The sequence below is a fragment of the Streptomyces sp. NPDC111628 genome, assembly GCF_055635195.1.
This window is the reverse complement of sequence record NZ_JBVKBZ010000001.1, coordinates 1,109,436-1,122,060: the sequence shown is the minus strand read 5'-3', so window position 1 is coordinate 1,122,060 and position 12,625 is coordinate 1,109,436. Positions and strand designations below refer to the sequence as shown.

General features: G+C 73.7%; 6 protein-coding genes. 1 reads left to right on the top strand and 5 read right to left on the bottom strand.

Annotated elements, in window-relative coordinates:
• Positions 1-157: 157 nt before the first annotated feature.
• Positions 158-2,452, bottom strand: coding sequence for an ATP-dependent DNA helicase UvrD2 (locus ACZ7MF_RS05500; RefSeq protein WP_471474663.1), 2,295 nt, complete (start codon positions 2,450-2,452; stop codon positions 158-160).
• Between the two features lie 110 nt (positions 2,453-2,562).
• On the opposite strand from ACZ7MF_RS05500, the gene ACZ7MF_RS05495 reads away from it, so the two are divergent.
• Positions 2,563-2,805, top strand: coding sequence for a mycoredoxin (locus tag ACZ7MF_RS05495; protein WP_471474662.1), 243 nt, complete (start codon positions 2,563-2,565; stop codon positions 2,803-2,805).
• Positions 2,806-2,908: 103 nt separating this feature from the next.
• On the opposite strand, the gene nudC is transcribed toward ACZ7MF_RS05495, so the two are convergent.
• The 4 genes from nudC to ACZ7MF_RS05475 all read right to left on the bottom strand — a co-directional run bounded on the left by nudC (position 2,909) and on the right by ACZ7MF_RS05475 (position 12,598).
• Positions 2,909-3,853: an NAD(+) diphosphatase gene (gene nudC, locus ACZ7MF_RS05490; RefSeq protein WP_471474661.1), complete on the bottom strand. Its 945-nt coding sequence runs from the start codon at positions 3,851-3,853 to the stop codon at positions 2,909-2,911.
• A gap of 160 nt (positions 3,854-4,013) precedes the next feature.
• On the bottom strand, positions 4,014-5,426 hold the full coding sequence (locus ACZ7MF_RS05485) for a dipeptidase (protein WP_471474659.1): 1,413 nt from the start codon (positions 5,424-5,426) through the stop codon (positions 4,014-4,016).
• A gap of 10 nt (positions 5,427-5,436) precedes the next feature.
• On the bottom strand, positions 5,437-8,952 hold the full coding sequence (locus ACZ7MF_RS05480) for a UvrD-helicase domain-containing protein (protein WP_471474658.1): 3,516 nt from the start codon (positions 8,950-8,952) through the stop codon (positions 5,437-5,439).
• A 124-nt stretch (positions 8,953-9,076) separates the two neighbouring features.
• A complete protein-coding gene (locus ACZ7MF_RS05475) occupies positions 9,077-12,598 on the bottom strand; it encodes an ATP-dependent helicase (protein WP_471474657.1) in 3,522 nt (1,173 codons plus the stop codon).
• Positions 12,599-12,625: the final 27 nt, after the last annotated feature.

The following is a 12,625-nucleotide window of genomic DNA, read 5'->3' as shown; positions in this document are numbered from 1 at the left end:
GCCTCCTCTCGGCGTCTCGGGGGACTGGGACGAACCAGTCCGCGGATATGCAAGTACAACACGGATTCAGGGCCTCCGGGAAGGCCGCTGTTCCCGTGACCAAGAACCTATGGGGATTCCCGGGGCATGCGCAAACTATTTTTTCGACGAGTTTGTATCAGTCGTCCTCGTCAAGCCCCACACCTTCCTGGCCTGCGCAGATGGCCAGGACGTCGGTCCCGTAGCGATGGAGCTTGCGCATCCCGACCCCCGGGATCCGGGCCAGCTCCCGCTCGTCCTCCGGGACGGACTCGGCGATCGCCATCAGCGTCTTGTCGGTGAAGACGCAGAACGCGGGCTGTCCGCTGCGTCCCGCCTGCACCGCGCGCCACTCGCGCAACCGCTCGTAGACGCCCTCGTCCATGTCTGACGGGCACCCCTCGCAGCGCATCAGCTTCATCTCACCGGCGTCGGTGAGCGTGCGTCCGCAGACCCGGCAGCGGGCCGGCGTCCGCTGGGTCCGTCTCGGCGCGGCGGCCGCGCCACCACCACCGCCGCCGCCTCGGACCCCGCGCTCCACACCCCCGGCACCCCCGGCGGCCGCCTGCCCGCCCGCCGTGCCCGAACCGGGCCTCAGCCCCTTCAGAAAGCGGCTGGGCCTGCGGCTCGGCCGGCCACCGGGCGACCGGGCCAGTGCCCAGGACAGGTGCAGGCGTTCACGCGCGCGGGTGACACCGACGTAGAGCAGGCGGCGCTCCTCCTCGATCTGCTCGTCGGTCTTTGCGTAGGTGATCGGCATCATGCCCTCGGCGACGCCGACAAGGAACACGACGTCCCACTCCAGGCCCTTGGCCGAGTGCAGGGAGGCGAGGGTGACGCCCTGCACCGTCGGGGCGTGCTGGGCGCCCGCACGCTCGTCGAGCTCCACGACGAGGTCGCTCAGCGTGGCTCCCGCTCTGGCGGCGGCGAAGTCCTGGGCCAGTCCGACCAGGGCGGCCAGCGACTCCCACCGCTCCCGGACGGCGCCCGACCCGGCCGGGGGTTCGGTCGTCCAGCCCTCTCCGGACAGCACCGCGCGCACCTGCGAGGGCAGGTCGACGGCGTCGTCGAGGAGGGAGTCGTTGCCGCCGAAGCGTGCGGCGGCCCGCAGGGCACTGCCGGCCTTGCGCACCTCGGGCCGGTCGAAGAAGCGCTCCGCACCCCGCAACTGGTACGGGACCCCGGCGTCGGCGAGCGCCTGCTCATAGGTCTCCGACTGGGAGTTGGTCCGGAAGAGGACCGCGATCTCGGCGGCCGGAACGCCCGAGTCGATGAGCTCGCGGATGCGTCGGGCGGCGCCCTCGGCCTCGGCCGGTTCGTCGGTGTACTCGGCGTAGACGGGCTCGGAGCCGGCGGGCCGCTGGGAGACCAGCTCCAGGCGGTGATCGGCGGCCCGGCCCCGGGCCTGGGCGAGCAGGCCGTTGGCGAGGTGGACGACCTGGGGGGTGGACCGGTAGTCGCGGACCAGCTTGACGACGGTGGCGCCGGGGTGGCGGCCGCGGAAGTCGAGCAGATGGTCGGGGGTTGCTCCCGTGAACGAATAGATCGTCTGACTGGCGTCGCCGACCACGCACAGGTCGTCGCGGTCCCCGAGCCACAGCTCCAGCAGACGCTGCTGGAGGGGGCTGACGTCCTGGTACTCGTCGACCACGAAGTGCTGGTACTGGGCGCGGACCTGCTCGGCGACATCGTGCCGGTCCTGGAGGACGGCCACCGTCAGCAGCAGCACGTCCTCGAAGTCGATGACGGAGCGCGCGCGCTTGAGGTCCTCGTAGGCGGCGTACAGCTGCGCGATCTCCGCCGGGTCGCGGGGCACCTCACGACCGGCCTTGGCAGCCGCCGGGGCGTAGTCGGCGGGCACCGTCTGGGTCACCTTGGACCACTCGATCTCCCCGGTGACGTCGCGCAGCTCGCCCCGGTCGAGGCGGATGCGGCAGGCGGCGGCCGCGTCGGCGACGAGCTGGATCTTGCGGTCGACGAGCCTGGGCAGGGAGCCGCCGATCGCTTTCGGCCAGAAGTACTGGAGCTGCCGCAACGCCGCCGAGTGGAAGGTGCGGGCCTGCACACCGGAGGCGCCGAGCTGGCGCAGCCGACCGCGCATCTCGCCGGCCGCACGGTTGGTGAAGGTCACGGCGAGCACGCTGGAGGGCTGGAGGATCCCGGCGCGCACCCCGTAGGCGATGCGGTGGGTGATCGCCCGGGTCTTGCCCGTACCGGCTCCCGCCAGCACGCACACCGGGCCGCGCAGGGCGGTCGCCACCTCGCGCTGCTCGGGGTCGAGCCCTTCGAGCACCGCGTCGGCCGATTCCGGTACCTGCGGGAAGAGGGTGGAGTGCGTTGCTGCTGTCACACCGCCATGCTGCCAGGTCTCGCGAGACGGGTGAGTCGGTTGTCCACAGGCACGCACCGACAGTCGTATCAATGCGACAGGCATCACGTAGTGGGAATGTGCGACGGGAATGGCCGTGCCGCCGCGGACGTTCACCTCCTGCGACCTCATCCCCGAGCCGCCGCTTTCCGAGTCGCCGAAGGAGCACGAGAGACATGTCGGGCACTGTGACGATGTACAGCACCACGTGGTGCGGCTACTGCCGTCGGCTGAAGAGCCAGATGGACCGCGAGGGCATCGCGTACACCGAGGTCAACATCGAGCAGAACCCGGAGTCCGCCGCGTTCGTGGAGAAGGCGAATGGCGGAAACCAGACGGTGCCCACCGTGCTCTTCCCCGACGGCTCCACTCTGACGAACCCGTCGCTGGCGCAGGTGAAGCAGAAGATCGGCGCGTAGCCGGTCGGCCGGACGGCACGAGGAGCCGGACGGCACGACGAGAGGGGCGGCCCTCCCCCGACGGGGAGGGCCGCCCCTCTCGTAGCGTCTGTGGCGTCCGGCCTCAGAAGGCGCTGCGCGTCGGCAGCGGCCTGCCGTACCAGAGCTCGATGAGGCGGGCCGCGATCGAGATGCCGTAGGGCGGCAGGACGTCGCCGGACTCGAAGGCGGCGCCCAGCTCCTCGCGGGAGAACCAGCGGGCCTCGTGGATCTCGTCGCCGTCGACGTTGATCTCGGTCGAGGTGGCGTGGGCCATGAAGCCGAGCATGAGGCTGGACGGGAAGGGCCACGGCTGGCTCGCGACGTACTCGACCGGGCCGACGCTGACGCCGACCTCCTCCTGGACCTCGCGGCGCACCGACTGCTCGATGGACTCGCCGGGCTCCACGAAACCGGCGAGGGTCGAGAAGCGGCCCTCGGGCCAGTGCACCTGGCGGCCGAGCAGGATGCGGTCCTCGCCGTCCGTGACCGCCATGATCACCGCGGGGTCGGTGCGCGGGTAGTGCTCGGCGCCGCAGGCGGGGCAACGCCGGATGTGGCCGGCCGCGGCGATGACGGTGCGTTCTCCGCAGCGGGAGCAGAACCGGTGCAGGCGCTGCCAGTTCTCCAGGGCGACCGCGTGGGCCATCAGTCCGGCGTCGCGGGGGGAGAGGAGCAGGCCGGCCTCTCGCAGGCCCGCCGGGCGCGCGGACTGGTCCATGCGTCCGGGCAGGGAGTCCTTCTGGAGGGCGAAGTAGCTGGTCCCGTCCTCGTCGGTGCCCAGGAAGTAGCGGTGTGCCTCGGTGAGCGGGGCCTCGAAGGAGGGGGTCATGACGAGTTCGGTGGCCCCGTCGGGTGTCTCGTCGATGAGGACCTGGCCGCCGGAGACCACGAAGCAGCGCGTCGAGGGGTGACTCCACGCCGCCGCGAGCCAGGCCTCGTCGAGGCGGTGGTGGGCGGCGCGGTCGATGCCGCTGGGGGCGGTGAGCGAGATGGGACGGTCGGCGGTGTGGTCGGTCCAGGTGGTCACGGGTGCTTCCAACTCCCCCGGTGAGCGGTTCGGTTCGGCAGGCGGTTTCAGCGGTTCGTACGGCGGGTGGTGACCGGGTCCGGGAGGGCTCGGCGGTGCGTGGCGGCGTTTCCAGTGTGCCGCGCGCGACGCCGGTCGGGTCCCGGACCGTACACGGCGCTCAGGGCGCGTGACGCCAGTGCTCCCCCAGGTCGCCCCAGAGGTGGGCGGAGGTTTCGACGCCCTTGAGGAGCAGGTCCAGTTCCACCTTCTCGTCGGGGGCGTGCCAGCCGTCGGACGGGACGGAGATGCCCAGGAAGAGCACCGGGGCGCCGAGAACCTCCTGGAGGTCGGCGGCCGGTCCTGAGCCGCCCTCGCGGGTGAAGCGGACCGGTGTGTCGAAGGCCCGTCCCATCGCGCGGACCACGGACTGCAGAGCCGGGTGGTCCAGCGGCGCCAGGCACGGGCGGGTGGCGGAGCCGAAGACGACCTCGCAGCGGATGCCCGCGGGCACCTGCTCGTCGGCCCAGGCGCGGACGGCCTTCTCCACATGGTCCGGATCCTGGCCCGCGACGAGGCGGAAGGAGAGCTTCACCATGGCGGACGACGGGATGATGGTCTTGCTGCCGGGGCCCTGGTAGCCGCCGCCGATGCCGTTGACCTCGGCGGTGGGACGGGCCCAGATGCGCTCCAGGGTGGTGTGTCCGGCTTCGCCGTGGGCGGCGTACGACTTGGCCGTGCGCAGCCACTGCCGCTCGTCGAAGGGCAGCTCGGCGAAGAGCTCGCGCTCCCGGTCGGTGAGGTCGGCCACTCCGTCGTAGAAGCCGGGTATCGCCACGCGCGCGTGCTCGTCGTGCAGGGCGGCCACGAGGCGCGCGACCGCGGTGGCCGGGTTGGGGACCGCGCCGCCGAAGGACCCCGAGTGGATGTCCTGGTCGGGGCCGTGCAGCCGGATCTCGCACTCGGCGAGGCCCCGCATGCCGGTGCAGACGGTGGGGGTGTCCTCGGACCACATGCCCGTGTCGGAGACGACGACCGCGTCGGCGGTGAGCCGCCCGGCGCGCTCCTCGACGAGGGCACGGAAGTGCGGGGAGCCTGATTCCTCCTCGCCCTCGATGAGCAGTTTGAGGTTCACCGCGGGAGCCGTACGGCCGGTGGCGGCGAGATGGGCGCGGACACCGAGTGTGTGGAAGAACACCTGCCCCTTGTCGTCGGCCGCCCCGCGCGCGTAGAGGCGGTTCTCGCGGACGACGGGATCGAAGGGCTCGCTGCTCCAGCCGTCCTCGCGGGCGGCGGGCTGTACGTCGTGGTGGCCGTAGACGAGGACCGTCGGTGCCTGCGGGTCCCCGGAGGGCCACTCGGCGAACACGGCGGGGGCGCCCCGCGTCGGCCAGACCTCCGCGGTCGGGAAGCCGGTCTCCTTCAGCTTGGCGGCGAGCCAGTCGGCGCTGCGGCGCACATCGGTCGCGTGGTCGGGCTGGGCCGACACGGACGGGATGCGCAGCCATTCGACGAGGTCGTCGAGGAAGGCGGCGCGGTGCTGCTCGATGTACGTGCGGACAGCGCTGACAGCATTGTCAACGGGGTGGCTCATACTGACGAGCCTATCGGCCCGCGCGGACACCCCGGTCGTGCGGTTCGTCACCGACCGGCTCGGCCAGCAGCAGCTTCTCGAGCGCCGCGCGGTCCGGCAGCCCCTCGGGCCGTACGACCTCGCCGGTGCGTACGTACAGGAAGGCGGCCGTCACCGAGGCGGGTGGTACGTGCTGCTGTTCGGCCCAGGCGATGCGGTAGAGCGCGAGCTGGAGCGGGTCGGCGGTGGCGGCGCGGTTGGTCTTCCAGTCGACGATCTCGTACGTCGCGGTGTCGCCGTCGCCCTCCTTGTAGACGGCGTCGATGCGGCCGCGTACGACCCGCCCGGCGAGCGAGAGCTGGAACGGCGCCTCGACACGGAACGGTGTGCGGCGGGCGTACTCGGTGCGCTCGAAGGCGTCCTTCAGGAACTCCAGGTCGTGGTCGTCGGCGATCTCGGCGTCGCCGCCGGGCAGCTCCTCCGGTTCGAGCAGGGGCAGGGTCAAGGGTTCGAACCGGGCCTCCACCCAGGCGTGGAATCGGGTGCCGCGGCGGGCGGCGGGCTGGGGCGGGCGGGGCATGGGCCGGGCCAGCTCCTGTGCGAACCCGTCCGGGTCGGCGGCCAGGCTCAGCAGCTGGGAGGCGGTCAGCGACGCCGGAAGGGGCACTTCGGTGACGCTCTCGCGGGCGCGCAGGAGCTCTCCGGTGAGCGCGTCGAGGTCGCGGTCCCAGGAGGCGACGGTGCGGGCCTCTTCCGGGGTGAGGCGAGCGGGAGCGGGGACGGGTGCGGCGCCCCGAGGCTGTTCGGGGGGCGGCGCCTGGTGCGGGACGGTGGGCCTGTCCTGCGGGGCGGCGGGGCTCGCCGGCGCGGTGGGGGCCACCCGCGCGGCGGCGGGGCGGTCCCTGGTCCAGGTGTCCCAGTCGGCGGGGTCCCCGGCCCAGTCGGGCTCCGCTGCCTCCGGGAGTTCCTCGACGTCCTCCGGAGGCGGCGGCCAGTCCGGGTCCTCGTAGGTGGCGGGGACGGAGGGGAGACCGCCTTCCTGGGCGGCGAGCCCGTCCAGGTGGGCCAGGACCGTCTCGGCGGCGGCCCGGCGCCGGGCGAGTGCCGCGTCGTCCAGGGGCAGGGGCCAGACCTCGTCGGCGGTCGCCCGGTGCAGGGCGGGGTTCTCCTCGTCCTGCGCCGGTTCGTCCGCCCAGACCTCGATCTCGCCGTGTCCGGCCGCGCAGTGCTCGTACAGGGCCGCGAGGAAGTCGGACGGTCCGCGGGGCTTCTTCTGGCTGGGCCCCCACCAGTGGCCGGAGCCGAGGAGCAGGGAGCGGGGGCGGGTGAAGGTGACGTAGCCGAGGCGGAGCTCCTCGGTGTGCTGGTGGTCCTTCATGGCCTCGTGGAAGGCCTTCAGGCCTCGGGAGTCCCAGGCTTCGACGTCGGGCAGGGTGTCGGCGTCGCCGCGCAGGCCGTGCGGCAGCACCTTGCCCTGGGCGGTCCACTTCTCCCGGCCCTGACCGCTGGGGAAGGTGCCGGTGACGAGGCCGGGCACGGCGACGACGTCCCACTCGAGGCCCTTGGACTTGTGCGCGGTGAGCACCTTGACGGTGTTCTCCCCGCCGGGCAGGGCGTTGTCCAGGCCCTTCTCGTACTGCGCGGCGGTGCGCAGGAAGCCGAGGAAGGCGAGCAGGGTGGCCTCGTTGTCGCTCGCGGCGAAGGAGGCGGCGACGTCGAGGAAGTTCGACAGGGTCTCGCGGCGGCGGGCCGCCAGGGCGTGCGGGGACGCCGACAGCTCGACCTCCAGGCCGGTGACGGCGAGGACGCGGTACAGGACGTCCATGAGCGGGTCGGACAGGGCTCGGCGCAGCTCGCGCAGTTCGGTGGCGAGCCGGGCGAACCGCACGCGCGCGTCCGCCGAGAAGGGCAGCCCGTCATCGTCCCCGGTGCCGTCCAGGGGCGTCTCCAGGAAGGTGTCGAGGGCGTCCGCGAGCGATATCACCTCGGACGGGTCGACCCCCTCGACGGCCTCGGCAAGCCTCCGGTCGGGGTCGTCGTCGCCCTCTACGCGCGCGTGGCTCACCAGCAGCCGGGCGCGTCGGCCCAGGAGGGCGAGGTCGCGCGGGCCGATGCGCCAGCGCGGGCCGGAGAGCAGCCGGACCAGGGAGGCGTTGGCGCCCGGGTCCTGGAGGACTTCGCAGACGGCGACCAGGTCGGCCACCTCGGGCAGGTGCAGCAGCCCGGAGAGGCCGACGACCTCCACGGGGACGTCACGGGCCACCAGCGCGCCCTGGATCTCGGCGAAGTCCGTCGCCGTGCGGCACAGGACGGCGATCTCACCGGGCGCCTTGCCGGTGCGCACGAGGTGGGCGACGGAGTCGGCGATCCAGTCGATCTCCTCGGCGTGGGTGCGCAGCAGGGCGCAGCGGACCGTGCCGTCGCGTTCGGCGCCCGGGGCGGGTCGCAGGGCCTCCACGCCCGCGTGCATGGCGCGCAGGGGCTCGGCGAGGCCGTTGGCGAGATCGAGGAGGCGGCCGCCGCTGCGGCGGTTCTCGCTGAGCGCCTGACGGACGGCGTGGCGTCCGTCCGCATGGGCGAAGTGTTCGGGGAAGTCGTCGAGGTTGGCGACGGAGGCGCCGCGCCAGCCGTAGATCGCCTGGCAGGGGTCGCCCACGGCGGTCACGGGATGGCCGGTGCCGCCGCCGAACAGGCCCGCCAGGAGGATGCGCTGGGCCACGGAGGTGTCCTGGTACTCGTCCAGCAGCACGACCCGGTAGTCGTCGCGCAGGATGCGGCCCACCTCGGGGAGTCCGGCGAGTTGCGCGGACAGGGCGATCTGGTCACCGAAGTCGAGCAGGTCCTGCCGGCGTTTGGCGGCCCGGTAGCGGATCACCAGGTCGGCCAGTTCGCGGCGGGCGGCGGCGGCCTCCGGGACCTTGCGCAGGTCGGCGTTGCTGAGCCGGACGCCCTCCAGGGTGTCCAGGAGGCCGGCGTCCCAGGTGCGCAGGTCCTCGGGGCGTACGAGGTGCTCGGCGAGTTCGGCGTCGAGGGCGAGGAGGTCGCTGACCAGGTCCGCGAAGGACCGGGTGAGCGCCGGGTAGGGCCCGGGGGCCTCGCGCAGGACCCTCGCGGCGAGCTGGTAGCGGGTGGCGTCGGCGAGCAGGCGGGAGGTCGGCTCAAGGCCGAGGCGCAGACCGTGGTCGGTCAGGAGGCGGCCCGCGAAGGCGTGGTACGTCGAGATCGCGGGCTCGCCCGGCGGGTGGTCCGGGTCGATCACGTCCGGGTCGGTCACGCCCGCTCTGATCAGGGCCGTACGGACGCGTTCGGCGAGTTCGCCGGCCGCCTTGTTGGTGAAGGTGAGCCCGAGGACCTGCTCCGGGGCGACCTGGCCGGTGCCGACCAGCCACACCACGCGTGCCGCCATCACCGTCGTCTTGCCGGACCCGGCTCCGGCCACGATCACCTGCGGCGCGGGCGGCGCGACGATGCAGGCCGTCTGCTCGGGGGTGAAGGGGATGCCGAGGAGCTCCTTGAGCTGCTCGGGATCGGTGATGTGGGCGGGCACGTCAGAGAGGCTAGCGGCGGCCACTGACAGCGGGTGCCGGATGTCCTCCCGGGCCGAGGGGAAGCGCAGGTCAGCCGTGTGGTGCGACGTGTCACACCTACCGCTCGGCCCCGGCACCCGTCGCTCACTCCACGACGTGCCGCCCCTCGGGGCGAGCGCTGCACGACGCGCGGAACGAACAGTGGGTGCAGTGCTGGCCCGCGGTCGGGGTGAACCGTTCGTCGAGGACCTTGCCGGCGGCCGTGGCCAGCAGGTCGCCGACCCACTCGCCCTCCGGCCCCGCCTGCGACTCCTGTGCCTGCACCTTGGGCAGGCTCTCGCCGCCGTCCCGCTTGGGCGCGCCCTGGCGCAGATGGACGAGCTCGGCGCCGCCCGGTTCCGGGCGCACGCCGTCGAAGGCCTCGTCGACGGCGCCCTCGCGGACGGCGAGCTGGTACACGGCGAGCTGGGGGTGGTGGGCCACCTCCGACGAGGTGGGCGCCTGTTTGCCGGTCTTGAAGTCCACGACGTAGGCGCGGCCGTCGCCGTCGGCCTCCACGCGGTCCATCTGGCCGCGGATGCGCACCTCGTAGTCACCCGCCTCCAGGGTCACGTCGAAGTCGTGCTCGCTCGCCACCGGGGTGCGCCCGGCGCGGTCCATGACGTGCCACTTCAGGAAGCGTTCCAGTGCCACGCGCGCGTTGGCCTTCTCCTGGGCCGACTTCCACGGCGCGTCGAAGGCGAGCGCGTTCCACACGGAGTCCAGACGCTCCATGAGGACGGCGAGGTCGGCCGGGGTGTGTCCGGAGGCCACCTCGTCGGCGAGCACGTGCACCACGTTGCCGAATCCCTGGGCGGTCGTCGCGGGCGCGTCGGCCTTCACCTCACGGCCCAGGAACCACTGCAGGGCGCAGGTGTTGGCCAGCTGGTCCAGGGCGCTGCCGGAGAGCGTGACGGGCTGGTCGCGGTCGCGCAGGGGCACCTTGCTCTCGGTCGGGTCCCACATGCCCCACCAGCGGTAGGGGTGGGCGGACGGCACCAGGGGACGGCCGTCCTCGTCGGTCAGGGCGGCGAGGCGGGCCAGACGGCGCGCGGCTGCCTCTCTCAGCGGCTCGGAGACGCGGGGGTCGACGGTGGTGGCGCGCAGTTCCGCGACGAGCGCCGCCACGGCGAGGGGCCGGCGCGGGCGGCCCGTGACATCGGCGGGTTCGACGCCGAGTTCGGTCAGGAAGCGGGACGGCTGGTCCCCGTCGTCGGCCGGTGCGTTCACCGCAGTCACGACGAGCCGTTCGCGCGCGCGCGTGGCGGCCACGTAGAACAGGCGGCGCTCCTCGGCGAGCAGGGCTCCGGGGGTGAGGGGTTCGGCGAGTCCGTCGCGGCCGATCCGGTCCGCCTCCAGGAGGGAACCGCGGCGGCGCAGGTCCGGCCACAGACCCTCCTGGACACCGGCCACGACGACGAGCCGCCACTCCAGGCCCTTGGAGCGGTGCGCGGTCATCAGGCGGACGGCGTCGGGGCGTACCGCACGCCGCGCGAGCGTGTCGGCGGCGATGTCCTCGGCGTCGATCTCCTCCAGGAAGTTCAGGGCGCCCCGGCCACCGGTGCGCTCCTCCGCGCGGGCGGCGGTCGCGAACAGGGCGCACACGGCGTCCAGGTCGCGGTCGGCGTTGCGTCCGGCGGCGCCGCCGCGCCGGGCGGAGCGTTCCAGGCGGCTGGGCCAGGGAGTGCCGTCCCACAGGTCCCACAGCGCCTCCTCGGCGCTGCCGCCTCCCGCCAGGCGCTCGCGTGCCCTGCGGAGCAGCGCGCCGAGCCGCTGGGCGCCGCGCGCGTAGGCGGGGTCGTGCACGGCGAGCCGCTCCGGCTCGGCCAGCGCCCGCGCGAGCAGTTCGTCCGAGGGCGGCGGCAGCGGGTTGCCCGCGGCGCGCTGCTCGTCGCGCAGGGCGCGGCCGAGGCGGCGCAGGTCTGCGGCGTCCATCCCGGCGAGGGGAGAGGTGAGCAGGGTCAGAGCGGTCTCGGTGGACAGCCAGCACGGCTCGTCCGCGTGGTGCGCGCGGTCACCGCGCGGGGGCTTCGTTCCCGCGTCTCCGCCCTCGTCTACGTCCGCGTCGGCGTCTACGTCCGCGTCTACGTCCACGTCGGCGTCGGCGTCGGCGTCGGCGTCGGCGTCGGCGTCGGCGTCGGCGTCGGGATCGTCACCGGCGTCGGCACGCGGGTCGGCGTCGGCCTCGGGCCCGACCGCCCCGGGCTGCTCCCCCGCCCGGGCCCCCGTGTCCGCCTCCGCCTCCGCCACGGCTCGCAGCGCCATCAGCAGGGGCGCCACCGCGGGCTCGTGGCGCAGGGGGAGGTCGTCGCCGTCGATGTCCAGGGGGACGCCGGCCGCGGTGAGGGCACGGCGGAGCGTGGGGATGGTGCGCGAGCCGGCGCGTACCAGGACGGCCATGTCGCGCCACGGGACGCCGTCCTCCAGGTGCGCCCGGCGCAGGATGTCGGCGATGTTGTCCAGTTCGGCGCCGGAGGTCGGATACGTGTACGCCTCGACCCGCCCGCCGTCCCGCACCGGTGTCGGCCCACGGTGGGCGCGCACCTTGTCGGCGGGGAGGCGGGTCAGTGGCATGCGCTGGGTCAGCAGCCGGGTGGCGGCCAGCAGGCCGGCCCCGGACCGGCGTGCGGTCCGCAGTACCCCGACCGGCGCCGGACGGCCGTCCGCTCGCGGGAAGGCGGTCGGGAAGTCCAGGATGCCGTTCACGTCCGCGCCCCGGAAGGCGTAGATCGACTGGTCGGGGTCGCCGAAGGCGACGAGGGTGCGCCCACCGTCGGCCAGCGCGTGCAGCAGCCGTACCTGGGCCGGGTCGGTGTCCTGGTACTCGTCGACGTACACCGCGTCGTACTGGGCGGTCAGGTGTGCGGCGACCTCGGGGCGGCGGGCGAGGAGCACCGCGCGGTGGACCAGTTCGGCGTAGTCGAGCACGCCCTGGAGGTCGAGCACGTCGAGATACTCGGCGAGGAAGACGGCGGCGGCGCGCCAGTCGGGGCGGCCGATACGGCGGGCGAAGGCCGCGAGCGCGTCCGGGCCGAGTCCCAGTTCGCGGCTGCGGGCGAGCACCGCGCGGACCTCGTCTGCGAAGCCGCGGGTGGTCAGGCAGGCCCGCAGCTCGTCGGGCCAGCGCACATGGGCGAGTCCGAGCTGCTCCAGGTCCACCTGCCCGGCGAGCAGCTCGCGCACCGTCACGTCCTGCTCCGGGCCGGACAGCAGGCGCAGCGGCTCCACGAACAGGTCGCTGTCCTGGTGGGCGCGGACCAGGGCGTAGCCGAAGGAGTGAAAGGTCGTCGCCCGGGGCGCACGCGCGGCGCCGATGCGCAGCGCCATCCGGTCGCGCAGCTCGACGGCCGCCTTGCGGCTGAAGGTGAGCACCAGGATGCGCTCGGGGTCGCCGCCCCTGGCGATCCGGTCCGCCACCGACTCGACCAGGGTGGTGGTCTTCCCGGTGCCCGGCCCCGCCAGGACGAGCAGCGGCCCGGACCGGTGGTCAACCACGGCGCGCTGTGCGGCGTCCAGACGAGGGGGGTCCGTGCGAGCCGGCGGGGTACGCACCAGTCGGTAAGCGCCACGGCTCCCCCGTCGCACCTGGGGGTGCGGCGGGTGTCCGGTGGAGGAAGAGGAGCTCACGTGGTTCGCCGGTCCTGGTGGGTGTGC